Annotated in this window: 23 protein-coding genes and 1 tRNA gene; 9 read left to right on the plus strand and 15 right to left on the minus strand. The window is 69.0% G+C overall.

Annotation, left to right across the window (positions count from 1 at the left end):
* Positions 1–560: 560 nt before the first annotated feature.
* Both SRB5_RS22055 and SRB5_RS22060 read right to left on the minus strand, forming a co-directional pair.
* Complete coding sequence (locus tag SRB5_RS22055; protein WP_153454718.1) at positions 561–1,778, minus strand: hypothetical protein; 1,218 nt, start codon at positions 1,776–1,778, stop codon at positions 561–563.
* Entirely contained in the window at positions 1,775–2,257 is a 483-nt protein-coding gene (locus tag SRB5_RS22060; protein WP_228390296.1) for a DUF4365 domain-containing protein, read from the minus strand. Before SRB5_RS22060 ends, SRB5_RS22055 begins: the two co-directional genes overlap by 4 nt.
* 384 nt (positions 2,258–2,641) lie before the next feature.
* Between SRB5_RS22060 and SRB5_RS22065 the strand changes: the two genes are divergently transcribed.
* The 3 genes from SRB5_RS22065 to SRB5_RS22075 all read left to right on the plus strand — a co-directional run bounded on the left by SRB5_RS22065 (position 2,642) and on the right by SRB5_RS22075 (position 5,755).
* The gene (locus tag SRB5_RS22065; RefSeq protein WP_153454722.1) at positions 2,642–3,871 is read left to right on the plus strand and encodes a helix-turn-helix domain-containing protein; all 1,230 of its coding nucleotides are present in this window, start codon (positions 2,642–2,644) and stop codon (positions 3,869–3,871) included.
* Between the two features lie 55 nt (positions 3,872–3,926).
* Positions 3,927–4,364, plus strand: coding sequence for a hypothetical protein (locus SRB5_RS22070; protein ID WP_153454725.1), 438 nt, complete (start codon positions 3,927–3,929; stop codon positions 4,362–4,364).
* A gap of 293 nt (positions 4,365–4,657) precedes the next feature.
* Positions 4,658–5,755: an NAD-dependent epimerase/dehydratase family protein gene (locus tag SRB5_RS22075; RefSeq protein ID WP_153454726.1), complete on the plus strand. Its 1,098-nt coding sequence runs from the start codon at positions 4,658–4,660 to the stop codon at positions 5,753–5,755.
* Here the strand turns inward: SRB5_RS22075 and SRB5_RS22080 are convergent.
* Positions 5,752–6,624, minus strand: a complete 873-nt coding sequence (locus tag SRB5_RS22080; RefSeq protein ID WP_323378279.1) for a glycosyltransferase family 2 protein — start codon at positions 6,622–6,624, stop codon at positions 5,752–5,754. The genes SRB5_RS22075 and SRB5_RS22080 overlap by 4 nt on opposite strands.
* A gap of 96 nt (positions 6,625–6,720) precedes the next feature.
* Between SRB5_RS22080 and SRB5_RS22085 the strand changes: the two genes are divergently transcribed.
* Positions 6,721–7,452 carry an LbetaH domain-containing protein gene (locus tag SRB5_RS22085; protein WP_153454730.1) on the plus strand — a complete coding sequence of 244 codons (732 nt, stop codon included), beginning with the start codon at positions 6,721–6,723 and terminating at the stop codon, positions 7,450–7,452.
* Positions 7,453–7,704: 252 nt separating this feature from the next.
* On the opposite strand, the gene SRB5_RS22090 is transcribed toward SRB5_RS22085, so the two are convergent.
* Positions 7,705–7,775, minus strand: a tRNA-Gly gene (locus SRB5_RS22090).
* 449 nt (positions 7,776–8,224) lie between these two features.
* Between SRB5_RS22090 and dcd the strand changes: the two genes are divergently transcribed.
* Both dcd and SRB5_RS22100 read left to right on the plus strand, forming a co-directional pair.
* The gene (dcd, locus tag SRB5_RS22095; protein ID WP_323378280.1) at positions 8,225–8,800 is read left to right on the plus strand and encodes a dCTP deaminase; all 576 of its coding nucleotides are present in this window, start codon (positions 8,225–8,227) and stop codon (positions 8,798–8,800) included.
* Between the two features lie 128 nt (positions 8,801–8,928).
* Positions 8,929–10,440 carry a ricin-type beta-trefoil lectin domain protein gene (locus SRB5_RS22100; protein WP_153454732.1) on the plus strand — a complete coding sequence of 504 codons (1,512 nt, stop codon included), beginning with the start codon at positions 8,929–8,931 and terminating at the stop codon, positions 10,438–10,440.
* Positions 10,441–10,509: 69 nt separating this feature from the next.
* Here the strand turns inward: SRB5_RS22100 and SRB5_RS22105 are convergent, their stop codons facing one another.
* The 4 genes from SRB5_RS22105 to SRB5_RS22120 all read right to left on the minus strand — a co-directional run bounded on the left by SRB5_RS22105 (position 10,510) and on the right by SRB5_RS22120 (position 14,991).
* On the minus strand, positions 10,510–11,310 hold the full coding sequence (locus SRB5_RS22105) for a Yip1 family protein (protein WP_323378281.1): 801 nt from the start codon (positions 11,308–11,310) through the stop codon (positions 10,510–10,512).
* A gap of 142 nt (positions 11,311–11,452) precedes the next feature.
* On the minus strand, positions 11,453–12,970 hold the full coding sequence (locus SRB5_RS22110) for an FG-GAP repeat protein (protein ID WP_323378282.1): 1,518 nt from the start codon (positions 12,968–12,970) through the stop codon (positions 11,453–11,455).
* Positions 12,971–13,056: 86 nt separating this feature from the next.
* Positions 13,057–14,514: an FG-GAP and VCBS repeat-containing protein gene (locus SRB5_RS22115; RefSeq protein ID WP_153454736.1), complete on the minus strand. Its 1,458-nt coding sequence runs from the start codon at positions 14,512–14,514 to the stop codon at positions 13,057–13,059.
* A 102-nt stretch (positions 14,515–14,616) separates the two neighbouring features.
* On the minus strand, positions 14,617–14,991 hold the full coding sequence (locus SRB5_RS22120; RefSeq protein WP_153454738.1) for a signal peptidase I: 375 nt from the start codon (positions 14,989–14,991) through the stop codon (positions 14,617–14,619).
* Positions 14,992–15,244: 253 nt separating this feature from the next.
* Between SRB5_RS22120 and SRB5_RS22125 the strand changes: the two genes are divergently transcribed.
* The 3 genes from SRB5_RS22125 to SRB5_RS22135 all read left to right on the plus strand — a co-directional run bounded on the left by SRB5_RS22125 (position 15,245) and on the right by SRB5_RS22135 (position 17,785).
* A complete protein-coding gene (locus tag SRB5_RS22125) occupies positions 15,245–16,369 on the plus strand; it encodes an MFS transporter (RefSeq protein WP_323378283.1) in 1,125 nt (374 codons plus the stop codon).
* 118 nt (positions 16,370–16,487) lie between these two features.
* On the plus strand, positions 16,488–17,324 hold the full coding sequence (locus tag SRB5_RS22130; protein WP_323378284.1) for an undecaprenyl-diphosphate phosphatase: 837 nt from the start codon (positions 16,488–16,490) through the stop codon (positions 17,322–17,324).
* Between the two features lie 41 nt (positions 17,325–17,365).
* Entirely contained in the window at positions 17,366–17,785 is a 420-nt protein-coding gene (locus SRB5_RS22135) for an SRPBCC family protein (protein WP_153454740.1), read from the plus strand.
* Between the two features lie 4 nt (positions 17,786–17,789).
* On the opposite strand, the gene rho is transcribed toward SRB5_RS22135, so the two are convergent.
* The 7 genes from rho to SRB5_RS22170 form a co-directional block, all read right to left on the minus strand.
* On the minus strand, positions 17,790–18,947 hold the full coding sequence (rho, locus tag SRB5_RS22140) for a transcription termination factor Rho (RefSeq protein ID WP_267132602.1): 1,158 nt from the start codon (positions 18,945–18,947) through the stop codon (positions 17,790–17,792).
* A 362-nt stretch (positions 18,948–19,309) separates the two neighbouring features.
* A complete protein-coding gene (gene pstB, locus SRB5_RS22145) occupies positions 19,310–20,086 on the minus strand; it encodes a phosphate ABC transporter ATP-binding protein PstB (RefSeq protein ID WP_153454744.1) in 777 nt (258 codons plus the stop codon).
* Positions 20,087–20,114: 28 nt separating this feature from the next.
* Entirely contained in the window at positions 20,115–21,188 is a 1,074-nt protein-coding gene (gene pstA / locus SRB5_RS22150; protein WP_153454746.1) for a phosphate ABC transporter permease PstA, read from the minus strand.
* On the minus strand, positions 21,185–22,180 hold the full coding sequence (gene pstC / locus SRB5_RS22155) for a phosphate ABC transporter permease subunit PstC (RefSeq protein ID WP_153454748.1): 996 nt from the start codon (positions 22,178–22,180) through the stop codon (positions 21,185–21,187). Before pstC ends, pstA begins: the two co-directional genes overlap by 4 nt.
* Positions 22,181–22,292: 112 nt before the next feature.
* Complete coding sequence (pstS, locus tag SRB5_RS22160; RefSeq protein ID WP_323378285.1) at positions 22,293–23,429, minus strand: phosphate ABC transporter substrate-binding protein PstS; 1,137 nt, start codon at positions 23,427–23,429, stop codon at positions 22,293–22,295.
* Positions 23,430–23,530: 101 nt separating this feature from the next.
* Positions 23,531–24,241 (minus strand): response regulator transcription factor, encoded by a 711-nt coding sequence (locus tag SRB5_RS22165; RefSeq protein ID WP_153454750.1) that lies wholly within the window; start codon positions 24,239–24,241, stop codon positions 23,531–23,533.
* A 221-nt stretch (positions 24,242–24,462) separates the two neighbouring features.
* The gene (locus SRB5_RS22170; RefSeq protein WP_323378286.1) at positions 24,463–25,446 is read right to left on the minus strand and encodes a PstS family phosphate ABC transporter substrate-binding protein; all 984 of its coding nucleotides are present in this window, start codon (positions 25,444–25,446) and stop codon (positions 24,463–24,465) included.
* Positions 25,447–25,612: the final 166 nt, after the last annotated feature.

Here is a 25,612-nt window from a genome sequence, read left to right on the forward strand (position 1 = left end):
CTCAACGAGATTGACCCACCCCGTGGGCGGGCCTGGCGTGCCGAACGTCTTGCTGCCTTCTTGCCGACCAGCGACGCGAGGCGGCTGAGCGACGGAGACAAAAAAATGACACTGGTCGGCCACGTGCGAAGTTTCGCATCGAGCACAGTAACAGGGCCGTTTGAGAGCTGATCAATTTTGGCACCGCGATGCCGAAAACATTCGATGCCTCGATGCGCCTGGTGCGTGGGACGACTGGCTGGCGGGTCTATTCTTGGCAGCGGGGGACGTGCACCCGTTCATGATGGCAGGGTCTATGCAGGAGGCCGTTCCTTCTGTCCTTCGCATTGTCTGGGTAGGGCAGGACGAACCGGTGGCGCTACGCGTCGGGTGAGATAGCCACAACCCCAACTAGATGGCATGCGATTAGCCCGTTCGGACTTGGTTGCCCAGAGGAATATGTGTGGCAATTGCCTAAGCTTCTCTCTGGCTCGGCGGCGACTCCGCGCGTTACGCAAGCGGTAAGGGTTCGCGTGGAGGGTACTACCTAGCACGCGGTTACGATTGAGGGCCCGAGGATTCTATTCGTCCTCAGATCCGAAAAAGGGTAGCGTGGGCTCTTCGGATATCCGTGCGAAATCCACCCCTTCAAGTGGGATGAGTTCAACTTCAGTCGGTTCGTAAAGCCAATAATAGCGACCCTCAATTTCCTGTCGTCCACTGACCTTCAATGCAAGGTTGTCTCTATGCGCATCCACTGCCAAGTCGTAATCCTCAACTTTCAGTCGAACACGCATCTTCTTGGCAGGGGTTCCGCTCATCACATCTAGGCGGACCACGCCAGGAGACCCTGCTGTTGGCCTGTTCAGCAGCGTAACGGTGCCGATCACTGTAACGTTCTGCGGTCGCGCGGTCGCGGCCAGCATGTTTCCCGCCTTCTCCAAGATTGGATAGTCGGCTGGCGTAAATGCCAGCGTGTGGCGATCGACAGAAGGAGGGGCGAAAAGGTCCGCTGCTAAATGCATTTCCACGGACACTTCTGCCCCGTCCGAGTTCCGGACCAGATCCCTAACTGCTTGTGTAATTTCATAGCAGAGGCCGCCGCGTACGTTTTCAATGAAGCCATGCGAAGAGCCGGTCGAGGTGAAATGGTCGACGGCTTCGCGCGTGGTTTGCAGTACTTCCATCAAACCCTTGGTGATCTCACGGCCGCTGTGACTTCCCAGAAGGGGAACTGTGCTGCCAGCAGGAATCATTTTTTCGGTGAATACTTCATCAGGTGGCACGTAGGCGGTGACCACGTAGCTACCGACATCCGTTTGGCCCATTAATACTGAATCGAGAAATGATCGGGCGATGTAAGAATTGGCGTTCCCGTAGTACGGTAGTCGGGATTTTCGCGATTTGGCTGCAACGATCATCGATCTACGAGCGGCCGAGTAGAGATCCTCGCCCGACGGCCAGGGGATAGTTCCACTAATCGTGTGCGCCTCCTTGTGGAAGCGAACCTCATCGCCGAGGGGGGAGGAGGTAACTGCTCGGCCTAGAATTCTCTTAACCGAGGCGTCGCCCACATCCCAGATTTGCGAGATAGCCTGGACAAAGAGCTCACGGTAGTCGGCCATGCTCTGATTTTCGGGAAGCAGAACTCCGCGACCGTGATGTGAGTCCCTCGGCCGCCACCGACTGTAAAGGGTTTCTTGGCCGCCGAATTTTTCCCAACCGCTGCGTTCTAAAATTCGGGCGACTTCGCTATCGGTGAGCGAGGAGGCGATTCGGGAGAAATCAACATCGCTCATGGGGTGCCGCCTTGCCCTATCCTCTGCATTATCCCGCAAAGGGCGATATCGTCAAAAATGCGATCGGTGGGAACCGGGACCGATGTTTCCTCAATCCCGGTGGGGGTCAATCCGTATACGGCTCTCCAATAGGCACAATGACGCAGTGCAAAATAGTCATGAGTTGCCTCGACCCATTTCGCTACATCTTCAGGGACGATCATCGCTACTAGGATCCGATGTACCATGACTGGAGTGTGCGCGAGTTGCTCAAGTCGTTTGTTTTTGAGCTTTACCGAGACCGCTCCTCGCAGCGGGTTCGGTGCAGAAGTCCAGGTGCTCTTCAGTTGAACTTTCAAATTAATTTGACAGTCGACGGTATGATTTTTCGACGAATGCGTCAACTCCCAGTCGATCCCATCGTCCGGGTTGGGCTTTGCCATAGTGCACCCGGCTGCTGCTGCAACGGCTTGGAGATAGCTGTCCTGTAGCATCTCCATACGATCTCTCTTGCGCAGGGTTCCTCGCAGAGGCTTCCCATGCGTGCCCGTTGCTATGACGGCCATACCCAGCTGCCCCCCAAGCTCAGTTTGGATCTCCCACCATAGAGACACGTGCAAACGCTGGGTAGGTCTATGCGTCTGTTTCTGTGATGCCCCTGCTTCGGCTGCGCTTGCGAACGGACTCTCGGTGCGCCTGGTTCAGGTGGTCTCAGTCAGCCATCCTCGAAGGACGTGCTCCAGGCGGTGTCGTGCATGGCTTGCAGGCTGGATGCACATCGCCCCCTGTTGTGAGTACCTTCGAGGGCAGAGGCCACGGCGCGGAGCATCGGTAGTCGGCTGGTCTGCCTGTACGTGGCTCCCCGTCCCTGCGGAGGCTCGCTGATGTTGGAAGAGGCTGAAGAGATTGGTCGTCGGGCGCGTCGGGCTCGGCTGCGGTTGGGGATGACTCAGGCTGATCTTGCTGCTGCGTTGGGGAAGACGCAGGGGTGGGTGTCCAAGATGGAGCGGGGGCACATCGAGCTGGATCGGGTGGGGTTGTTGAACCTGCTTGCGTCCGAGCTGCATGTGCATCCGAATGATCTGATCGGGCGGCCCTACAACAGTTCGCCGGCTGAGAATCAGTGGCAGGTGGCGGCTGGGGCGATCATGCGGGAGCTGCGGCGGTACGACCTGGCGCCGGTTTTCGACGGGGCGCCGCGGGCTGCTCGGTTGCTGTGGGCGGAGATGACGCGGTTGCATCGGCTGCGGGATGCGGCTGCCAATGTGGCGATCATCGAGGTGTTGCCGGATCTGTTCCGGGAGGCGCGGGCTCTCGCGGAGGTGTCCAGTGGGCACGAGCGGGAGGAGGCGTACGCGATCTACGCCGTGTGCTGCAAGTTCGCACACACTGCCGCGCACGCGCTCGGGCACCCGGAGTTGATCGCCATGGCCTGCGAACGGTCCGCATGGGCAGCAAGGCTGTCCGGGGATTCAGTGATGCCGGCGGTGACGGATTGGATGCGCGTGTGGGACATGTGGGCGACGGCCGCTTGGGGCGACGCTCTCGCGCTCTCGGACAAAGCCCTCGGGAGTATCCAGCCGGGGTATGACCGCGGCCAACCGCTCGCTGTCCGCGCCTGGGGCTCCCTCCAGCTCCGCGCGGCTGTGTCAGCGGCTCGCGCCGGACGCCGATCCGAGGCTCAGGACCGTATCGATCATGCCCGTGCCGCTGCCGAGCGGATGACGGAGTACAGCGGGCCTCCGGTCTACGACCGGCACAGTCTGACCTTCTCAAAGGGCAACGTGCACATTCACGCGATCAGCGTCGCCCTGGAGATGCACGAGCAGGGCACAGCGCTGGCCATCAACCGACGCACGACGCCGGATCTCCTTTCCACGCTGCCCAACTCACGGCGCGGGCACCATCACATGGATCTCGCGCGTGCGTGGCTGTGGGACGGGAACCGGGACAAGGCGCTCAGGGAGTTGGAGACCGCCGAGCGGATCGCGCCGCAGCTCGTGCGGAACCATCCCATCGCGCGGTCGACCCTGCGGAGCATCGTGTACGCGGAGCGGGCGGCGACGCGGGAGAAGCTGCGGCGGATGTCGGACCGCTTTCACTTGGACGGATAAGGGTCGTATTCCCGGCATTCATATTGGGTCTGTGATCGCTTCGTAACGTCAAGTCATGACCGACGGACTCACGGAGCAACAGCAGTCAGCCGGTGCCGGGTTACTTGTCGGCGCCCCGTTCCATCCCCGTCTCGGCGATCTCGTGGCCGATCTTGCCCACCAGGGTCGGATCGGGGTCGTGATCGCCCTTCCCGGCGACACGTCGGCGTCGTACCAGCTCCGGCCGCCGGGTGGGGGTGACGACTGGCGGGCCCGAGCCGATGGCGCCACGCTGCGGCTGGTGCCTCCGCGCGTCAGTCACGTCGTGCCCATGCGGCGGGATGCCGAGTACGACCCTCGTGCGGATCAGGCCGCCTTGTCGGCCGTGGTGCACTTCGAGGACGGCAGCAGCAGCGAGACCGTGGTGATCCTCACCGCCGTCCAACTCGAGCACTGGTACGCGCAGATCGGTCGGCTCCTTGCGTCACGGGACGCCGTAAGGCAGCGACGATGAGCACGCTGACGCGGTCGACCCGCATACTCGGCGGCATCCGGCTGCCAGTCCTCCTGCGCTGCGAGATGGCCGCTTCTGATCTCTGCGGCGTTGTTCGCCCCACACCCCGTCGGGACGGGGCACCACCTGGTCCGCTGAGCGATCGCCCCCGACCGCCCGCTCCCGCGCCTCCCCGCCCAGCGGGGGCGGGCTGCCCATGCGGCACGACTCGCGGCGAGCCGCGCCCACTCACCGGACGCCGGAGTACGAGGGCTGTGAAACCCGGCCGACGCTACAACCCCTTGGAGACAACGATGAAGACCGGCCGTCGTCACTGGGCCACTGACCTCAAAGGCTCCACCGTCCTCGTCACCGGCGGAGGCGGCCTGATCGGGAGCCGGATCGCGACCCTGTTACGGGAGCTGGGTGCCAGACCCCTCTCCCTGTGCAGGCGGGACGCGTACCCGGCGTTCGTCTACCGCGAGCTGTTCGGCGTCGACGAAAACGATCCGGACGTCCTGACCGGTGACATCAGCGACGCCCGCCTGGTCCGCCACGCGGTCGAGCAGAGCGACTACGTCATCCACGCCGCCGCCCTGGCCGACGTCGCCGCCTGCACCCGCGAGCCGAGCGCCGCCATCGCCGGCAACATCATGGGCACGCAGACGCTCCTGGACGCGGTAGCCGCCTCCGACCGCATCCGCCGGTTCTGCTTCGTCTCCTCCGCCAGCGTGTACGGCAACGGACTCCGCGGCGAGCCCGCATGCGCGGAGACCCGCACGATGCGGCAGCTTCTGGAGTCGGTGTACGGACGCATGCCGGCGGTGTTCTCCGAGTACGACCGGCTGCATCCGCTGTCCGTCTACGCCAACAGCAAGCTGTGGGGCGAGTTCGAGACTGCCCTGTCGCTGCGCCCGGTCGGGGCGTCGTTCGTGATCCTGCGGTACTTCTCCGTCTACGGAGAGCCGCAGATCGTCAAGCAGGGATCGCACTCCTGGGTGGTCGCCTGGTTCGCCGCCCGCGCCGCAATCGGCCTGCCCCTGCACCTCAACGGCGGCGGACATCAAGTCCGCGATCTCGTGCACGTGGACGACATCGCCGAAGGCACCATCCGCGCCCTGATCGCGCCCCGGGCGCACGGCGAGACGATCAACATCGGCACCGGGAAGCCGACCATGATCCGTACGGTGGCCGAGCTGACCGCCGAACACTTCCCCGACGTGAAGACCCTGCAGACACCCATGCCACCCGGCGATCCGGAGGGCGGATACGCGGCGACGGGGCACATGCTCACCACCTTGAACTGGGTCCCCCAGGTGTCCGTCGCCGACGGTGTGGCCCGCTACGCGGCCTGGCTGAAGCAGACCCCGCAGGCGGTACCCGCTTGGCTCAGACAGCCCACCGCCGCCTAGATCACCGGTGGCCGGCCCAGCTTCGTCATCCGCCACATCGTGCGCCAGCGCATTGGCCGCCGGCCGCATGGGGTGCGCACGCCCTCCACAAAGCCGCCGAGCCAGGCCCTCAGCCCCGGCAGGGAGCGGGTTCGTACGAGCGTCAGTAGCAGCCACGTACCGAGATAGACCGGAACGAGTGGGAGCGGGAGATGACGGCGGGCGAGCCAGACGCGGTTGCGGGCGGTCATCCGGTAGTACACCGCATGCCGGGCGGGAGAGGTCTTGGGGTGCTGGAGGAGCAACTCCGGGGCGTAGACGATCCGCCAGCCGGCGTCGAGGGCGCGCCAGGCGAGGTCGGTTTCCTCATGGGTGAAGAAGAAGGCGTCGGGCCATCCACCGATCTCGTCCAGCATGCGCATGGACAGCGTGTGGCCACCGCCGAGGAACGTCGTCACCTCGCCGCCCTGCATTGGGTCTCCCGCCCTCAGCCGAGGTACGTGCCGGCGCTGGGTCTGGCCCGTCTCGTCGGCGATCCGGAAGCTCAGGATGCCCAACTGGTCATCGGCGGCGTGCAGTTCAGTGATGCGGGAGAAGACCTCGTTGTCGACCAGCAGCCCGTCGTCGTCCAGATCCACGACGACATCGACGTCCCCCAGCTCACGCAGCGTCTCCACGGCCACGTTCCGGCCGCCCGAGACCCCCAGATTCTCGGACAGCTCCACCGAGGTGACCCCCGGACCCAGGTCCGGCAGGCGGCACCCGTTCCCCACCACGACCACCCGCGCGGCCGGCACGCTCTGCTTCTCCACCGACTCCAGCAGCGCACCGAGTTCGGCCGGGCGGGTGCCCATGGTCAGGATCGCCACCCCCAGGCACGGCACAGACACGGGCAAGCCCTCCCACTCAAGCAGCACTGCCCGCGATGCTATCCGTTCACCGCGCTGCCCCATCCCCTCCAGCCCGAGTTCATCAGGAGCGGCACCATGCCCACTCTTCCCCTGTCGGACTACATCTCCGGCCCGCGCTCCGGCGCCCTGGCCTTTACCCCGTACGGCCGGATCACCGACCTCGACCTCGCGGCCTTCCTCGCCGGCTGGGACGGCATCCACGCCACAACCCTCCGGCAGATCCCGTGCCGTATCGACCCGACCGCCCAGGTCCACCCGAATGCGATCATCGGCGACGACGTCATCATCGGACCGCGCGTCCGCGTCCACGAATACTCCACCGTCCGCAGCGGCACGGTGCTGTGCGCGGATGTGTCCGTCGGCTTCAACTGCGAGGTCACCAAAGCTTTCATCGGCGAGGGAACCGTCCTGGGCCACCGCATCTCCCTCGGCCGCGCCATCGTCGGGAGCAATGCCCACCTCTCCGCCAACGTCACAGCAGCCGCCATCAGCATGTGGAGCCCCGACATGCGCCGCCCGGATCGCGAAATCATCATCCGCGTCCCCAACGGCATCTACCGCTGCGGCACCCCCAAGTTCTCCGCCCTCATCGGCGACCGCGTCCAGACCGGCTGCCCCGTCTACCTCGGCCCCGGCGCCGCCATCGGCCGGGACTGCCGCCTCACCGGTGGCGTCACCCTCGCGGGTCGCGCCATCCCGGCCGACCACACCGTCTCCGCACCCCAAGCCGGGGAAGTCAGCGTCCGGAAGCGACGCAGGCGGCCGGGTGCTCTCCGGGTGGCCAGTCGTCCGAGCGGGCGCAGCTGATCTATCAGCACTCCACGAAGGAGCACCAGCACAGGCTCGCCGCGAGCATTGATCTCGACGTAGTCGGCAGCAGGCGGCTGGTGGGGCGGCGAAGGGCGGGGCGAAGGTCGTGCCACTCGCGCCTCGCCCGCCCGTGCCCCGGGCCATGCGGAGGTGAGGGGTTGGCGCTTATGGCACGCGAATGGCACGGAGGTCATAAGTGGTCTAGACAACAAGAGAGGCCCAGGTCGCTGACCTGGGCCTTCATCAAAGAGCGGGTGACGAGAATCGAACTCGCGCTCTGAGCTTGGGAAGCTCATGTTCTACCATTAAACTACACCCGCGTGAGAGAGCCGCTGCCCTCTCCGTGTCCACACACTGTACCCCATGCTGCCTGTGAGACCGAGGTCTCATTACCCGCGCGTGGGGTTTTCGCGTTTCCGGGGCCCGGGGCGCCGGTCTCGGGATGGCCCTGCGGAGGGCCGGAGTTGGGGCGTAGGGTGTGCGATGCGGTGGGACCGGGGGGTCTGGATCATCCCGTAATGTGGCTTATGTCGGAAGCCTCGTTCGGGAAGGAACCGCCGCTTCATGGAGTCGACTGTCGTCCGCTGTGCCGAGGGTCATGTTTTCAGCACCAGCGCGCTGCCCATGCAGCGCCTCGGTCCCGAGCGGATCGGGCCCGGGCGGCTCGTGCGATGTCCCCGGTGCGGGCGGTTGCGGCAGGTCGTGCCCGTGGTCCGGCGCGAGGGGTAGGTAGGCGGCGAGGGGGCACGGGCCGCGTATCCTCGTGCCCGTGCTGCTCTCTGACAAGGACATCCGTGCCCAGATCGACGCCGGACGCGTGCGGATCGACCCCTATGACGCGGGGATGATCCAGCCGTCCAGCGTGGATGTCCGTCTCGACCGGTTTTTCCGCGTGTTCGAGAACCACCGCTATCCGCACATCGACCCCGCCGTCGAACAGCCCGATCTGACGCGGCTCGTGGAGCCCGAGGGCGACGAGGCGTTCATCCTGCATCCCGGGGAGTTCGTGCTGGCCTCGACGTACGAGGTCATCACGCTGCCCGAGGACGTCGCCTCGCGGCTGGAGGGGAAGTCGAGCCTCGGGCGGCTGGGGCTGCTCACGCACTCGACGGCCGGGTTCATCGACCCCGGGTTCAGCGGGCACGTCACGCTCGAGCTGTCCAATGTCGCCACCCTGCCGATCAAGCTCTGGCCGGGGATGAAGATCGGGCAGCTGTGTCTCTTCCGGCTGAGTTCGCCGGCCGAGCACCCGTACGGGTCCGCCAAATACGGGTCGCGGTACCAGGGGCAGCGGGGGCCGACGCCGTCGCGGTCGTACCTCAACTTTCACCGCACACAGGTCTGAAACCCGCCCTTTACGGCGTACGTAGATTTTCGGCCCTTCGTTGATCGTCATGTCCATGGCTATTTCCAAAGGCTCTACCTGCGAGTACAACCCCCGAGTAACCATTGGGCCGCTGAAGGGGTAACCGCATGGTGCGCAGAGGGAGAGCACGACGGATCGCCGTCGGCGTGGCGGGCACGTTACTGCTGCTCGGAAGCGTCATCACGGCACAGGGCGCGAGCGCGAAGGCGGGCGACGACGTCGCGCCGCTGTCGGCCGGGCTCGAGAAGGTACGGGCCGCCGAGGCGAGCAAGCTGTACGGGCAGCAGGGCATCCTGCCCCTCGACGAACGGCCCACGTCACTGATCTCGCTGGGCGACAGCCAGATCAGCGGTGAGGGCGTCGGCAACTACGAGGACGGTACGAACGGCCCCGACAACTGGTGCCACCGGTCCCACGACGCCGCGATCCACCGCACCGGGATCGCCGCCGACGTGACGTACAACGTCTCCTGCTCCGGGGCCGCCACGACCAACATCCGGATCGGCGGGACCAAGCAGTACGCGGACGAGCTGGTGCAGAGCGACAGCCTCGCGATCGCCGCGCGCAACACCAAGGTCAAGATGGTCCTGCTGGTCGCCGGCGCCAACGACGACCTGCAGTTCGGGCCCGTGATCACGGACTGCGTGATCCGCTGGTTCACGCTGCAGGGGGCGTGCGAGTCGAAGTACAAGCCGGGCTGGCAGGCGCGGATCGACGGGCTGGTGCCCAAGGTCGAGGCGACGGTGGCCGATCTGCGGACCGTGATGCGCGGCGCCGGGTACGCGGACAGCGACTACAAGCTCGTCGTGATGGCCTACCCCGGTCCGCTGGGACCCGATGTCGAGGACAACCCGGATTTCCCGGGCAAGATCCCGGGCGGCTGTACCGGCTACACCGAGGACGCCGCCTTCGCCCGCAACTACGCGGTGCCCACCTTCGCCACCGGTCTGCGTGAGGCGGCCCGGCAGTCGGGCGCGATCTTCCTCGACAACTCGCGGCTCTTCCAGGGCCACGAGGTCTGCATGGAGAACACCTGGGCGCGCGGTCTGACCGTGGACCTCTCCAACCCCTTCCCGCCCGACGAGAACTCCGTGCGCCAGTCCTTCCACCCCAACGCCCGCGGCCACGGCGCCTTCGCCGCGTGTCTGACGGCGCTGTACAACACCACCTGGCGCGAGGCGTCCTGCGCCGACCCGGCGAGCACCGGGACCCCGGTGCTGCGGCAGGGGGCGTGGGACGACGCGTTCAAGCCGCTGCGCGGGACCGGGACGGGCAGTTGCGTGGACGCGTACAACCTGAGCTCGCGCAACAACGCCAAGGTCGCCGGGTACGCCTGCAACGGCGGGCGCAACCAGCTGTGGTGGCACGACACCTCGCGCGGGTTCATCTACACCGGGCTCACCCACGACCGGTGCCTGGACGTGCCGGACAGCAACTACGCGTCCGGTACGTCGCTCATCCTGTGGGACTGCCACGGCGGCGTGAACCAGCAGTTCACGCGGTCGGGCGACACCCTGCGGCCGGCCGGGTCCACCGGGATGTGCCTGACGCTGGCTTCGGCGACGGACAATCTGCGGCTGCGGCCCTGTGACGGGTCCGCGGGACAGCGGTTCGCGTAAGGCGGTCGCGTACGACGAAAAAGGGGGCGCTCCGGGAAAACCGGAGCGCCCCCTCTCGCCGTAACGCGCCTAGAAAGTCCCGAGCTTGATCAGGAACAGCAGCGCCAGCAGCTGGATCCCGCTCGCGCCCAGCGCCTTCGGCCACGGGATCTCGTGCGACTTGCTCACCATCGACGTCAGCAGCACGCCCGCCGCGGCGAGGGTGAGCCAGCCGAGGCCCTGGACGACCGTGTTCTCGCCGCCCTTGATCATCGCGGCGACCAGCCGGGGGGTGTCGGTGATCGTGACGATCAGCATCGACAGGCCCACCGTGGGCGCCAGATTGCCGTTGCCGCCGAGCTGGCGGGCCAGGGTGTGCGTGACCACGCCGAGCAGCAGGAAGCCGAGGGTGACGAAGATCCCGGTGGCCAGGGCGTACGGGATCGAGGTGGAGAGCGTGGAGTCCAGGACGTCGTCGCGGGCCTCCTCGAAACCGAAGATCGCCAGCACGCCGTAGATCACGGTCACGATCAGCGCGGTCGCCCACATGCTGTGGTCGCGCATCGCCCAGAACGTGCGGTTGGGGTGGAAGACGATCCCCGTCAGCACCTCCCGCCAGGGCAGCCGCGGGCCGACCGGCACGGGCGGCGGGGCGTAGGCGTCGGGAGACTCGCCGACGCCGTATGGGTGGGTGTGTCCGGGATTGTCCGGGTAGTACGGGCGCGGGCGGCCCCCGTCGTAGTACTCCGGTCCGCCCTGCGGCTCCGGCCCCCGCCACTGTCCGGCGGGCGGCGGGCCCGCGGGCGGGCCGTACCGGGGGTCGTACGGCCCCTGTCCTTGCTGCCTTGAGCCGTGGGGCTGCTGCCCCCGGCGATCCCTGAATCCAGCCACGTAATCGAACGTACCCGAGGCGGACGGCGGACCGGACGGGGACCCGGGGTTTGTGACTGGGCCGGTACAACCCGTAAGGGACATTCCGTACGGGCCGGAGGAACGCGTGGGCCCGGTACCCGGGCCCACGCGGTGGTGCGTATTACTCGTCGATCGCCGCGCCGAACTGTGCGTTCGAGGCCGATGCGCCCAGCGTGCCGCCGCCGTAGGTCCACGAGCCAGAGCCCGTGATACCCGACTTGGACGGCTGGAGGACCCAGACGACGCCGTCGTTCGTGTTCTCGCCGGGGGCCGCCGCCAGCAGGCCGAACAGCTTGTCCCCGTTGGCGTCGAACAGCCGGACCTGGCCGCCCCAGCGGTCCGAGGTCTCGGCCGCGCCGGGGATGGTGGAGAGCGCCTGGTCGAAGCTCTTCACCCCGACGTTCGTGAACCCCCCGCCCCGGCTGCCGCGCAGCACCCACACCGCGCCGGCGTTCGACACGGTGCCGATGTCCTCGCCCGGCGCGCCGACGGCGAGGTCCGGGAGACCGTCGCCGTCGGTGTCACCGGCGGAGAGGTCGGCGCCCCACTGGTCGCCCGTCTCCGAACCGCCGGGAACGCCGTCGGAGTCCTGGTTCCAGTACTGGGCCGGCTCCTGCTCCAGACCGCCCAGGTCACCGCGGCCCAGATAGATGGTGATCGCGCCGCCCTTCGGCGACCCGGTCCCCGTGTCCCCGGTGACGAGGTCGTCCTGGCCCGTACCGTCCCAGTCGCCCGACACGATCGCCGGGCCGCCCTCGAAAACGCCGCCGTCGCCGAGCTCGAGGGCGTCGAAGTCCGGGCCGCCCATCATCACGGCCACCGTGCTCACGCCGGCGCTGTCCACGCCGGAGACCGCCAGGTCGGCGTACATGTCCTCGTCGTAGTTGCCGTGGCTGAGGTTACGGAACTCGAAGCCCGCGGCCGCCTTCGGCGCCACATCCTTCGCCTGCACGCTCCGCTCGGCCGCCGTCAGCCGCGGCGCGCCGGACTTCAGCGCCCCGCCGGGCGGGACGGTGAAGAACAGCAGCGCGTTGTCCTCCAGTACGGCCAGCGAGTCGCGGGCGTTGGCCTCCGGGTTCGCCGGGTCGAGGGCGAAGTAGTGCGCGCCCTCGACCGCGCGGCCGAAGTTGGCTCCGGCCAGGAGCTCGTCGGGGTCCTCCAGCCAGGTGCTGTCGGAGCCGTGCAGGCCGGTCGACGAGCCCCAGAAGACGGTGACGGCGCCGGTGTCGGACAGGCCCGCCAGGTCCTCGCCGGGGATGCCGACGATGGCGTCGTCGTATCCGTCGAAGTCGAGGTCGCTGGAGGCCACCGCCTTGCCGAAGCCGTCGCCGGCCTCGGCGCCGCCGGGGACGCCGGAGGAGTTCTGGCTGAGGACGGTGCGCTTGGCGGTGCTGATCCCCGCGGACGTGCTGTACTGCACGGTGATGTAGCCCGCGCCCTTGGCCCCGCCGACCGTCGCGCCGGGCGCGCCGGTCAGGATGTCGTCCCGGCCGTCGCCGTTGTAGTCGCAGTTGCGCTGTTGCCAGCCGATGGACAGGGCGGGTGTCGCGGCCTGCGCGGCCGGAGCCGCCCAGATCGCACCGCCGCCCAGGGTGAGTAGTGCCGCGGCCGTCAGGGCCGCGCTCTTGAAATGACGCACAGGAGAACCTCCATGCTCTCCTCGGATTCCCACGGCGCATCGGCGCGGCCGCGGACGTACGGTCGTGGGGGGAGCTTTACGGGAGGTCAGTCGCCCAGGAGCGAGCCGAACGCGAGGCCCGCGTGCGGGCCGGGCAGCGCGAGGGACGCCGGGGAGTACCAGCGGACGCCGGCGGGCGCCGCGTTGGGCAGGACGATGACGCGGCCCTGGCCGGTGTCCTCGCCCGGCTGGCCTATGGTCAGGTCGGCCCAGGTGTCGCCGTTGAGGTCGCGGGCGGCGAGGGCTTTGCCGAAGGCGTCGCCCTTCTCGTTGCTTCCGGGGATCCCGGCGGATTCCTGCTGGACGTTGCGTACGGTCTCGGTCGTGAGGCCGAACACGGAGCCGAACAGTACGGTCACCGCTCCCGCGTCGGGCGCGGTCCCGATGTCCTCGCCGGGGAGGCCGATCGCCAGGTCCGCGTAGCCGTCGCCGTTCATGTCGCCGACCGCCAGGGCCTTGCCGAAGCCGTCGCCCTGCTCCGCCGCCCCGAGGCCGGAGCCCGGGATGTTCGGCGTCTCCTGGCTGAGGTCCTGCGGGCGGCGGAAGGAGGCGGGACCCCACTGGGCGCCGTAGAGCACGCGCACACTGCCGCCGACTCCCGTACGCATGGGCCAGTACGGGTCCCAGTCGGGCGAGTCGCTGGAGCCGTGGGTGGCGTTGCCGTAGACGAGGTCGTCGGTGCCGTCGCCGTCGAAGTCGGCGGCGGCCAGGGCGGTGCCGTAGGCCTGCGAGTAGTCCCAGTCGATGGCGTGGTCGAGGCCGTAGTCGGAGCCCTGCCAGAAGGTGGTCGCCGTGAAGTACGGCGAGCTGATCGTCACGGCGAAGTCCGTGCGGCCGTCACCGTTGAAGTCGCCGGCGGCCATGGCGTGGTAGACCGTCTCGGCGCCGGCGGGATCCTCCTGGAACGGGACGGCGGGGACCTCGCCCGGCGCGAAGGGGCCGGGGGCGACGGTCAGGGCGGCTCCGGCGGGGCCCTGATCTGCGGTGACGATCTCGGGGACGCCGTCGCCGGTGGTCTCGGCCACCGCGATGCCGACGGCGCCGTAGCCGCCGCGGGGGATGGTGCCGTCGAGGAGCGTGCCCCGGGTGAAGCCACCGGTGCGGGCGCCCCAGAGGATCGTGATCCGGCCGGTGGCCTCGTCCTCGCCGGGGGCCGAGACGATCAGGTCGGCGCAGCCGTCGGCGTTCAGGTCGGCGGAGGTGAACCGCCCGCCGAAGTGGTCGCCGGCCTCGGAGCCGCCCGGGATGCCGGTGGTGGACTGGCTGACGGTGAAGCGGCGGGCGGCGTCCGGGCCGTTGGGGCCGCCGGGGACGACGCTGAGGTAGCCGGCCTGCGCCTGGCCGTTGGCGGTGCCCCTGGGGACGCCGGTGGTGAGGTCCTGGTAGCCGTCGCCGTTGAAGTCGTACGGCTTCGCCTCCGGCGCGGCGGCGGCGGGCGGCGCGGTGAGGAGTGCTGCGGTCAGGGTCAGTAAGGCTGCTGCTGCGGTGCGTTTCCCGTTCGTCATGCTGGGGTCCCCCGTCGGCGTGGGGCGGTGCTTCTTTGCCCTCACCTTTCAGACATACGAGGTTCACCCAGGGTTGTACGGGGAGTTGGGGCGTTTTTTCGTTTACGCCGGGTCCGGGATCCGGTAGCCGGGGACGGAGGGCCAGCGGACGGTCAGGACGGTGGAGGCCTCCTCGGCCTCCCAGGAGTGGTCCATGCCCTTGCCCCACAGGACGTAGTCGCCCTGCCGGTCGAGGAGCACGCTGCGGTGCGGGAAGTCCAGGCGGAACTTTCCGCTGATCAGGACCAGGAGGGCGGTCCGCACCTCGCCGGTGGCCCACTGTTCGCGGCGGTCGCCCGGGGGGTGGACGCCCCATTTGATCTCGACGTCCTCGCTGTGGCGGGGGTCTGCGGGGTTCTTGAAGTGGCCCATCAGCCAGCCCCGGTCGAGGGCGGCGTCGGTGGGGGCGTGGCCTACGTAGAGGGGGTCGTCGGTCATGCCTCTGATGGTGTCACCCCCCTGTCGGCGCTTCGCGCCTCGCCCTCAAGCGCCGGGCGGGCTGGAATGGGGTTACTTCTGCGTCGTCGGCCGGCGGTCGTCCGCCTCAAACGCCGGGCTGGAATTGGGTCGCTGCTACGTCATCGGCCGACGGTCGTCCGCCTCAAACGCATCGTCCGCGTCGGCGGGCGGTGGCGGTGGGCGGTGAACAATTCGCAACGCCTCCAGTACGCGCCGCGTTACCGTCCCACACGTGAAGCCCCTGATCCCCTACCTCACCTGCGCCACCCTAGCCCGCACCGCCGACGAAGGCGTCGGCATCGCCGTAGTCCTGCTCGCCCAGCAGCGCACCCACAGCGCCGGGATCGCCGCCGCGGTGCTCGCCGCGTGGATGGCGCCCCACGTCGTCGCCGCTCCCGCGGCCGGGGCGCTGGCGGCGCGCGTCCGCAGGCCCGCCGTCTTCTATCGCGGGGCCCTCGCGGGGTTCGCCGTCGCCGTCGGGGCGCTCACCCTCTGCGTCGGGCAGGCGCCCCTCGGGGTGGTCCTCGGGGTCGCCGTCGCCGGGGGTGCCTGCGGGCCCGCCGTCACCGGGGGGCTGTCCTCCGTACTGGCGGAGCTGACCGGGGAGGACGAGCGTGCCCGGGCGTACGGGCTGGACGCCGCCACGTACAACGTCGCCGGACTCGGCGGGCCCGCCCTCGTCACCCTCGTCGCCGCTCTGGCGGGGGCCGGGGTCGCCGGGACGGTGCTCGCGGCGGCAGCGGGCGCGGCGGCGGTGTGCTTCCCCCGGGGGGTGCGGGCGATCCCCGGGGAGAGGGCGCCCAAGAGCTCCGGCCTCCGTGCCCTCTGGCGTATCCGCCCCCTGCGCGCCGTCACCGCCGGGACCACCCTCGCCTTCGTCGGCGTCGGCGGGCTCACCCTCACCGCCGTACAGCTCGAGGAATCCCGGGGCTATCCCGGCGCCGGGGGCGTACTCCTCACCGTCTTCGCCGGTGGCGCCCTCGCCGGGGCCCTCGCCGTCGCCCGCAGGCCACCTCGCGCCGCGCCGCCGCGGATCGCCGCGTACAGCCTCCTCGGCACCGGGGCCGCCCTCGCGGGGGCCGCCGTCGTCGAGCCGTTCGCCGGCTGCGCGGCCCTCTTCGCCGTCGCCGGGTTCTTCGACGGTCCCCTCCTCACGGCCACCCTCCGCATCCGCGCGGATCACGCCCCGGCCGGCGTCCGCACCCAGGTCTTCACCCTGGGCGCCGGCTTCAAGATCACCGCGGCGGCGACGGGCGCGGCGCTCACGGGCGTCGTGGCGGGGAGCGGTCCCGCGACCGTGCTCCTCGGCATAGCCGCCCTCCAGGGCGCGGCGGCGGAGGTGGTCCGGCGGGCCTGACAACTCCCGCGAGAACGTACTCACGATCGACAGCCCGTCCCCTGACGAAAGGCAGGTCCGGGCACACTCCCGGAACTCATAAGCTGTCCCCCCGGATCAGCCACCGCGAGGAGAGCACGTGAGCGAGATCGGAGTCGGCGACGCCGTCATTCTCGGCATCGTCGAAGGGGTGACGGAGTTCCTGCCCGTCTCCTCCACCGGGCATCTGAAGATCAGCGAAGGTCTGATGGGGATCCCCGTGGACGACAAGGCGGTCGTCGCCTTCACCGCGGTGATCCAGGTCGGGGCCATCGCGGCGGTGCTGGTCTACTTCTTCAAGGACATCGTCCGCTTCGCCACCGCCTGGGGCCGCGGCATCCGCGACAAGGACCGGCGCACCGGCCACGACTACAAGTTCGCCTGGTGGGTCATCTACGCCACCATCCCCATCGTCGTCGTGGGCCTGGCCGCCAAGCCCCTCATCGAGGGCCCCCTCGCCAGCCTCTGGGTGGTCGCCGGATCCCTCATCGTCGGCTCCGGCATCATGTGGGCCGCCGACCACTGGGCGACGCTGAAGCGGCAGGAGGCGGACACCACGCTCAACGACGCGATGCTCGTGGGCAGTTCGCAGATCCTCGCGCTGCTCTTCCCCGGCTTCTCCCGCTCCGGCGCGACGATGTCGACCGGTCTGCTGCTGGGCCTGGACCGGGTCGCCGCGACGCGGCTGTCGTTCTTCCTCGGTCTGCCCGCCCTCACGGGCGCGGGGCTGTACGAGCTGAAGGACGCCGTCGGCGGCGGGGTCGGCGTGGCGCCGCTGGTCGTGGGCACGGTGGTGTCGTTCGTCGTCGCGTACGCCTCGATCGCCTGGCTGCTGCGGTACGTCGCGAAGCACAACTTCAATCTGTTCGTCGGCTACCGCGTCGTCGTCGGCGTCCTCCTCTTCGTCCTCCTCGGTACGAACGTCATCGACGCGTAACCGCCTGGCGCCCGGCGCGCCGCGGGAGCACCCTGAATCCCATGCGCTACGAAACCGAACTGGATGTCGCCGTAAGCCCGGAGAAAGTCTGGGAGGTGATGGCCGACGTCGACCACTGGGCGGACTTCATCCCCACCACGACCTGGGTCCGCCGGGAGAGCGGCGACGCGCTCGCCGTCGGCGAGAAGGTCCGTCTCAAGCAGCCGGGGATCCCGGTGCTGGTGTGGCAGGTCACCGAGCTGGAGGAGGGGCGCGTCTTCGTCTGGCAGGCGTCCGCCGCGGGCACCCGCACGGTCGCCGGGCACGAGGTCACGGCGCGCGGTGACGGGTCGCACCTGCGGATCTGGCTGGAGCAGAGCGGTCCGCTGGCGGGGCCGGTGGGCCTGCTGACGGGGGCGCGGACGCGGCGGTACGTACAGACGGAGATCGAGTCGATGAAGGCGCGCTGCGAGGCCGGCTGACCTCTCAGGCCGCCGTGGTGAGGTCGATCTTCCGCAGGAACTCCGCGTTCGTCGCGGTCTGGCGCATCCGGTCCCGGAGCAGCTCCATGGCCGCGACGGCGTCGCGCTCGTGCAGCACGCGGCGCAGCTTGTGCACGACCGCCAGCTCGCCCTGGCCGAGGAGGAGTTCCTCCCGCCGGGTGCCGGAGGGGACGACGTCGACGGCGGGGAAGACGCGCTTCTCGGCGAGGTGACGGTCCAGCCGGAGCTCCATGTTGCCGGTGGACTTCAGCTCCTCAAAGAAGTACTCGTCGCCGCGGGAGCCGGTCTCGACCAGCACGGAGGCGAGGATCGTCAGCGATCCGGCCTCCTCGGTGTTACGGGCGGCCCCGAAGATTCGCTTCGGGTGCCGCACGGCGCCGGCGTCGACGCCGCCGGAGAGCGTACGGCCGCCGGGGCCCGCGCTGTTGTTGTACGCGCGGCACAGCCGGGTCAGGGAGTCCAGGACGATCACGACGTCGTGGCCCAGCTCCACCAGCCGCTTGGCCCGCTCGACGGCGAGGTCGGCGAGCGCGGTGTGGTCCTTCGCCGGGCGGTCGAATGTCGAGGCCAGCACCTCGGTGCGGGGGCCGGCGAAGCGGCGCATGTCGGTGACCTCCTCGGGGCGCTCGTCGAGGAGGACGACCATCAGATGGGCCTCGGGGTGGTTCAGCTCGACGGCGTGGGCGAGCTCCTTGAGGACCGTGGTCTTGCCGGCCTTGGGCGGGGCGACGATCAGGCCGCGCTGGCCCTTGCCCACGGGGGTGAGGAGGTCGATGACCCGGGTCGTGAGCAGCTCGGGGGAGGTCTCCAGACGCAGGCGGGTCTGCGGGTACAGGGGCGTGAGGTCCTCGAACCGGGGGCGCTGGGCGCCCGGCTCGCCGCCGTTGACGGTGTCGACGCGGACGAGGGCGCCCTGGCGGCCCCCGGCGCGGGCGGCGCCGGTGACGACGTCGCCGCGGCGCAGGCCCAGGCGGCGGACGTCGCGCTGGGCGACCTGGACGTCGGCGGCGCCGGGCAGATAGCCGGTGACGCGGATGACGCCGCCCCCGTTCTGCCCGGTCTCGAAAATGCCGCTGACGGGCGTCGTCCGGTCGGCGGCGCCGGTCTCGGGGGGTGTGGTGAGCGTGGTGGTATCGGTCATGGGTTCCGTCCCTTCAGGACGTCGGACAGTTGCTGCTACGGGGATACGCGGCACGCCAGAGCGGCGGCGCGGACACGGACGACGCGACGGGGACGAGGGCTCCGGCGGATGACCGGAGAGCACTGCGGCGGCGACGCTTCGAGGAAGGGGCACGGGAGCCGGAACGATCATCGGCATCCACACGTGCTGTGAGCAGCCTATCACGGGGGACGGACGGCGGGGGTGACGCGGATCACGGACCCGGTCCCGTCGTACCCCCGTAACGACGGAACCGGGCGCAGCCCCGCCCCAGGAGGGGCGGGGCTTGTCACCCCGCGGTGGCACCGCCAATGCAGCACCGCGGGGTGAGACCGGGAGGTCCCTCAGCCGAAGCGGCCGGAGACGTAGTCCTCGGTGGCCTTCACCGAGGGGTTGGAGAAGATGCGCTCCGTCTCGTCGATCTCGATGAGCCGGCCGGGCTGGCCGACGGCCGAGAGGTTGAAGAACGCGGTGCGGTCCGAGACGCGGGCCGCCTGCTGCATGTTGTGCGTGACGATGACGATCGTGAAGCGCTCCTTCAGCTCGCCGATCAGGTCCTCGATGGCGAGGGTGGAGATCGGGTCGAGCGCGGAGCACGGCTCGTCCATCAAGAGCACCTGCGGCTCGACCGCGATGGCGCGGGCGATGCACAGCCGCTGCTGCTGGCCGCCGGAGAGACCGGCGCCGGGGCGGTTCAGCCGGTCCTTGACCTCGTTCCAGAGGTTCGCGCCCTTGAGGGACTTCTCCACGATGCCGTCGAGCTCGGACTTCCTGACCTTGCCGTTGAGCTTGAGGCCGGCCGCCACGTTCTCGTAGATCGACATGGTGGGGAAGGGGTTCGGCCGCTGAAAGACCATGCCGACGACGCGGCGCACGGCGACCGGGTCGACGCCCTGGCCGTACAGGTCCTCGTCGTCCAGGCGCACCTTGCCCTCGACGCGGGCGCCGGTGGTCACCTCGTGCATCCGGTTCAGGGTGCGGATGAAGGTGGACTTGCCGCAGCCGGAGGGGCCGATGAAGGCCGTCACCGAGCGCGGTTCGACGGTCATCGAGATGTCCTCGATGGCCTTGAACTTCCCGTAGTAGGCGCTGAGCCCGCTGACGTCGATTCGCTTGGCCATTGCTGTTACTCCTGTCCGTGGATGGCCGTCAGCGGCCGGTCTTGGGAGCCTTCCAGCGCGCGATGCCGCGGGCCAGAAGGTTGAGGATCATGACGAACGCGATCAGCACCAGTGCCGCCGCCCAGGCGCGGTCCCAGCTGGCCTGGTTGCCGTTCGCCCACTGCTGGTAGACGTACAGCGGCAGCGAGGCCTGGGTGCCGTCGAAGGGGTTGGTGTTGATCGCCTGGCTGCCGAAGACGAGCAGCAGCACCGGGGCGGTCTCGCCGGTGATACGGGCGACGGCCAGCATGACGCCGGTGGTGATGCCGCCGACGGAGGTGGGCAGGACGACCTTGACGATCGTCTTCCACTTCGGCACGCCGAGGGCGTACGACGCCTCGCGCAGCTCGTTCGGTACGAGCTTCAGCATCTCCTCGGTGGAGCGGACCACCACGGGGATCATCAGGATCGCCAGGGCCAGCGAGCCGGCGAAGCCGGAGTAGCCGAGGTCGAGGATCACGATCCACAGGGAGAGGACGAACAGGCCGGCCACGATCGACGGGATGCCGGTCATGACGTCGACGAAGAAGGTGACCGCGGTGGCGAGCCTGCCGCGCCCGTACTCGACCAGGTAGACGGCCGTGAGCAGGGCGATCGGGACGGCGATCACGGTGGCGATGGCGACCTGCTCGATGGTGCCGAGCAGCGCGTGGTAAAGGCCGCCGCCGGGGCCGATGGTCAGGACGCCGTTCATCGAGTGGGTGAGGAAGTCCGCGTCCAGCACGGTCTTGCCGCGGTCGACGGTCTCCCAGATGAGGGAGGCCAGCGGGATCACGGCGATCAGGAACGCGCCCCACATGAGGACGGTGACCAGGCGGTCCTTGGCCTGGCGGACGCCCTCCACGGCGGCGGAGACGGCGAACGTCCCGACGACGTACAGCAGTCCGGCGATCAGGCCGACCTGGACCTTGTTGCCGAGGTCCGCGGCGGCGCCCGCCACGACGGCGAGCACGATCGCGCCGATCGCGACAGCGGCGGGGGTCCAGCGGGGGAGGCGCGCGTGCTGGATGCCCAGGGGGTCCTTGCCGGCGGGGACGGCCACGGCGTCTTCTACGGCGGTCATGCGTCAGCCCCCGAGTACTCCTTGCGCCGCGCGATGATCAGCCGCGCCGCGCCGTTGACGATCAGCGTGATGACGAACAGGACCAGACCGGAGGCGATGAGCGCGTCCCGGCCGTACTGTCCGGCCTCCTTGAACGCGGAGGCGATGTTCTGCGCGAACGTGCCGCCGCCTGCCTCCAGCAGCTGGGGGCGGATCAGCGCGGACGGCGACAGGACGGTGGCGACGGCCATCGTCTCGCCCAGCGCGCGGCCCAGGCCCAGCATGGACGCCGAGATCACACCGGAGCGGCCGAAGGGCAGGACGGTGGTGCGGATGACCTCCCAGCGGGTGGCGCCCAGCGCGAGGGCGGCCTCCTTGTGCATCTGGGGGGTCTGCGCGAAGACCTCGCGGCTGACGTTGGTGATGATCGGCAGGATCATGATCGCGAGCAGGATGCCGACCGTGAAGAGGGACCGCGGGGCGGTGCCGTCGTAGGAGAGGATCTTCGTCCAGCCGAAGTACTCGTCGAGCCAGACGTAGAAGTCGGTGAGGTGCGGCACCAGGAAGAGGGCGCCCCACAGGCCGTACACGATGGAGGGCACGGCGGCGAGCAGGTCGATGACGTACGTCAGCGGGCCGCCGAGGCCGCGCGGCGCGTAGTGCGTGACGAACAGCGCGATGGCGACCGCGAACGGCACGGCTATGAGCATCGCGATCACGGACGAGACAACCGTGCCGAACGCCAGCACCGCGATGCCGAACTTCGGCGGGATCGCGTTGGCGTTCCACTCGAACGTGGTGAGGAAGTTGCCCTCGTTGTCGGCGAGGGCGATCACGGCGCGGATCGTCAGGAACGCGGCGATGGCGCCCATGATGACGAGCACGGCGATCCCGGAGCCCCGGGACAGGCCCAGGAACACCTTGTCGCCGACCCGGCTGGTGCCCTGGTCGGATATGCGGGAGCCGGCCGCCTGCGGGGGCCGGTCGGTGGTCTCCACCGGTGTGGAAGTCATGTCTGTGTGTCTCCGGTCTGGGGTGGGCGGCCGCGGTTGTGTGCGGCCGGCCCGGTGGCGGTGCACCGGACGGCCGGTCCGGGGGTGGTGACCCCCGGACCGGCCGGGTGGATCAGGACAGGCTGTCGACCGTGGTACGGACCTCGGCGATCAGCGCCTGGGGCATCGGGGCGTAGCCGGCCTCGGAGAGGGACGCCTGGCCCTTCTCGGAGGCGGTGAAGGCCAGGAAGGACTTCACGGCGTCCAGGGACTCGGCCTTGTTGCCCTTGTCACAGGCGATCTCGTAGGTCACCAGGGTGATCGGGTAGGCGCCCTCCTCCTTGGAGGCGTAGTCGAGCTCGAGCGCCAGGTCGGAGCCGGTGCCAGCCTTCTTGGCGACGGAGATCGACTTGGACGCGTTCTCCACGGTCGCCGCGACCGGGGTCGCGGCACCGGTGGCGACGTCCACCGTCTTCAGGTTCGAGGCGGTGGCGTAGGAGAGCTCGACGTACGAGATCGTGCCGGCCGTCTGCTGGACCTGGGAGGCGATGCCGGAGGAGCCGTCGGCCGCCTGGCCGCCCTCGAGGGGCCACTTCTTCTCGTGCTCGTGCGCCCACGCGTCGGGGGCGACCGAGTTGAGGTACTTGGTGAAGTTGTCCGTGGTGCCGGACTCGTCGGAGCGGTGCACCGGCTGGATCTTGGTGCTGGGGAGCTTCGCGTCCGGGTTCAGCTTCTTGATGGCCGCGTCGTCCCAGGTCTTGATCTTCCCGGAGAACACGTCCGCCATCGTCTTGGCGTCCATCGACAGCTTGTCGACGCCGTCGACGTTGTAGACGACCGCGATCGGGCCGCCGACCATCGGGATGTTGATGCCCTGGCCGCCGGAGCAGATCTTCTTCGACGCCTCGAGCTCCTCGGGCTTCAGCGGCGAGTCGGAGCCGGCGAAGGCCACCTGGCCGCCGAGCCACGCCTCGATGCCCGCGCCGGAGCCGGCCGGGTTGTAGTTGACCGTGACGTCCGAGCACGCGGCCTGGAAGTCCTGGACCCACTTGTCCACGGCGTTCTTCTGGGCGGAGGAACCCGCGCCCAGCAGCTCACCCTTGCCGGCGCACTTGACGTCGCTCGGGGCGGCGGCGGACGACGAGCTGTCGGAGCCCTTGTCGGCGTCGGTGTTGTCGTCGGACCCGCACGCCGACAGGACCAGGGCGCCGGAGACGGCGAGGGCGCCGAGGGTCAGGGCGCGGAACCCATTCTTGCGCTGCAGCTTCACTTCGGTGACTTTCCTTTTCTCGGGAGCCGCACCTGGGTGGGCGGCGAGCATGGGCTGGTGCCGGTGGATACGAGACCGGGTGGCCTCGCGGCCGGGTGTCCTCATCGCGGTGCCCCCGCCGGGGGCACGAAGCGGTATCCGACGTTGCGAACGGTGAGGATCACCCGGGGATCGTGCGGATCGTCGCCGATCCGGTCGCGGAGCCGTCTGATGTGGACGGCGATGGTGTTCGACTTCGGGGCGGTGCCGCCCCAGAGTTCGGCGCTGATCTGATCGCGGGTGACCACCTTTTCGGCGTGGGCCACGAGCAGGTGCAGCAGTTTGAACTCGCGCAGCGGCAGCTGGACGAGCCGGCCGCCGATCCGCGCCTCGAAGGTGGCCGGGTTGATCGTGTACGGACCCGCCGTCACCGTCCGGTCGAGTTCCTGGACGGGCGGACCCGCCACCCCGAGGAGCTTCAGGACCTCGTACGGCCGGTACGGCCGGGCGACACAGGCGCTGGCCCCCGCGGTCAGCGCCTGCACGGCGTCCTCGGCGTCGTCCGGACCGACACCGATGATCGCCGGGGTGGTGCACCGCCGCCGCAGCACCTCCACCACCTGCGCGCCCGGCACCAGCGGCAGCCTCGCGCTCACCAGGACGGCGTCCGGCTGCTGCAGACCCACCTGCAGCAGCGCCTCGGCGCCGTCGGAGCAGAAGACGACCTTGACCTGGTGTCCGGACAGATGCTCGGCCAGATCGTGTGCCACCTGCTCGTCCGGGTCGGCGAGCAGGAGCACGCGGCCGGGCACCCCGGTATTCGCTATAACCATGTGCTCACCCGGACCCGGTGCATTCGGCGTCCCCCTCGCGTGGCGCGGATCTCCCCTCGGAGGCGGGAAGTGCCTGCCCGGAGCCCCGGGCAGGACCTATGGAACGGCCCGGATACAGACACGAACGGGTGAAGTCGGTTAACGCGAGGTGAATATCGGCAAGCCGATCGGTGTTTGCGTTACCCGAACGTTATTCTTCGCGTCTTCGCAGGTGAACTCCGTTACCCGTGGGCCCTCTTGAGCCCCGCGAGCGCCACGCGCAGCTTCTTCTCCTGGGCGGAGCTGAGCGGTATGTACTTGCTCTCCTCGGCGATGGAGGCGTGGTTGTCGACGTAGAACTCGACGAACGCCAGCACCTCCGGCCGGTCCAGGGCCGCGGCGGAGGGATAGATGAACAGCGGCCGGCTCAGCGGGTACGTATGGTCCTGCACGGTCCCGACGCCGGGCGCCACGCAGCCCTTCCCGGCGTCGATCTTCAGCGCCTTGAGGGTGTCCGCGTTCTCCTCGTAGTACGTGTAGCCGAAGTAGCCGAGGCCGCCCTTGCTGGCCGAGACGCCCTGGACCAGGACGTTGTCGTCCTCGCTGGGGGTGAAGTCGGCGCGGGAGGCCTTCTCCTCGCCGTTGACGGTCTCGGTGAAGTAGTCAAAGGTGCCCGAGTCGACGCCGGGACCGAAGAGCTGCAGGGGCTCGTCGGGGAACGACGGGTCCACCTCCCGCCAGCTCTTGATCTTCGAGCCGGGCTCCCAGATCTTCTTCAGCTGCCCGGTGGTGACGCAGTCGATCCAGTCGTTGTCCTTGTGCACGACGACGGTCAGGGCGTCGTTGGCGACGGTGAACTCCTCCACCGCGATGTCGTTGCGCGCGCAGGTGAGCTTCTCCTCGTCCTGGGCGGGACGTGAGGCGTCGGACATGTCGGTCTCACCGGAGCAGAACGCCTCGAAACCGGCACCGGTGCCGTTGTCCTCGACGGAGACCGCGACGCCCGGGTGCCTGGCCTCGAACCGTTCGGCGGCGGCCCGGGTCAGGGGGGCGACGGTGCTGGAGCCGTCGACGGAGACGGATCCGGTGAGGGAGGAGGCGGACGCGCCCGCCTTGGTATCGGCGTCCTTGCCGGTGTCCAGGATGGCGCCGCAGCCGCTGAGGCCGACCGCGAGGGCGGGGAGCGCGACGAGCGCGCCCAGCCGGAGGGAAAGAGAGGTATGCACGCTCACTGCCTCGATAGCTAGGGGACACGGTGTGTGACCGTGTCCGGATGAAACGGATGAGGGAGGTGAGCCCGGGCAAACGCCATGCAAGTGGCTATGTGCGGATTCCGGTTGTGCGCGGGGGCCAACTACAGGTGAACAACTCGTCCCCGGAAAGTGACGACTG

The organism is Streptomyces smaragdinus (assembly GCF_009604385.1).
Lineage (GTDB): Bacteria > Actinomycetota > Actinomycetes > Streptomycetales > Streptomycetaceae > Streptomyces > Streptomyces smaragdinus.

Bases quoted from the DNA above. Each gene is read 5' to 3' on its own strand.
- SRB5_RS22100 (WP_153454732.1), top strand. From the start codon at position 8,929: ATGGTGCGCAGAGGGAGAGCACGACGGATCGCCGTCGGCGTGGCGGGC.
- pstC (WP_153454748.1), bottom strand. From the start codon at position 22,180: ATGACTTCCACACCGGTGGAGACCACCGACCGGCCCCCGCAGGCGGCC.
- SRB5_RS22115 (WP_153454736.1), bottom strand. From the start codon at position 14,514: ATGACGAACGGGAAACGCACCGCAGCAGCAGCCTTACTGACCCTGACC.
- rho (WP_267132602.1), bottom strand. From the start codon at position 18,947: ATGACCGATACCACCACGCTCACCACACCCCCCGAGACCGGCGCCGCC.
- SRB5_RS22075 (WP_153454726.1), top strand. From the start codon at position 4,658: ATGAAGACCGGCCGTCGTCACTGGGCCACTGACCTCAAAGGCTCCACC.
- SRB5_RS22060 (WP_228390296.1), bottom strand. From the start codon at position 2,257: ATGGAGATGCTACAGGACAGCTATCTCCAAGCCGTTGCAGCAGCAGCC.
- pstA (WP_153454746.1), bottom strand. From the start codon at position 21,188: ATGACCGCCGTAGAAGACGCCGTGGCCGTCCCCGCCGGCAAGGACCCC.
- SRB5_RS22085 (WP_153454730.1), top strand. From the start codon at position 6,721: ATGCCCACTCTTCCCCTGTCGGACTACATCTCCGGCCCGCGCTCCGGC.
- SRB5_RS22065 (WP_153454722.1), top strand. From the start codon at position 2,642: ATGTTGGAAGAGGCTGAAGAGATTGGTCGTCGGGCGCGTCGGGCTCGG.
- SRB5_RS22070 (WP_153454725.1), top strand. From the start codon at position 3,927: ATGACCGACGGACTCACGGAGCAACAGCAGTCAGCCGGTGCCGGGTTA.
- SRB5_RS22055 (WP_153454718.1), bottom strand. From the start codon at position 1,778: ATGAGCGATGTTGATTTCTCCCGAATCGCCTCCTCGCTCACCGATAGC.
- pstB (WP_153454744.1), bottom strand. From the start codon at position 20,086: ATGGCCAAGCGAATCGACGTCAGCGGGCTCAGCGCCTACTACGGGAAG.
- SRB5_RS22135 (WP_153454740.1), top strand. From the start codon at position 17,366: ATGCGCTACGAAACCGAACTGGATGTCGCCGTAAGCCCGGAGAAAGTC.
- SRB5_RS22120 (WP_153454738.1), bottom strand. From the start codon at position 14,991: ATGACCGACGACCCCCTCTACGTAGGCCACGCCCCCACCGACGCCGCC.
- SRB5_RS22165 (WP_153454750.1), bottom strand. From the start codon at position 24,241: ATGGTTATAGCGAATACCGGGGTGCCCGGCCGCGTGCTCCTGCTCGCC.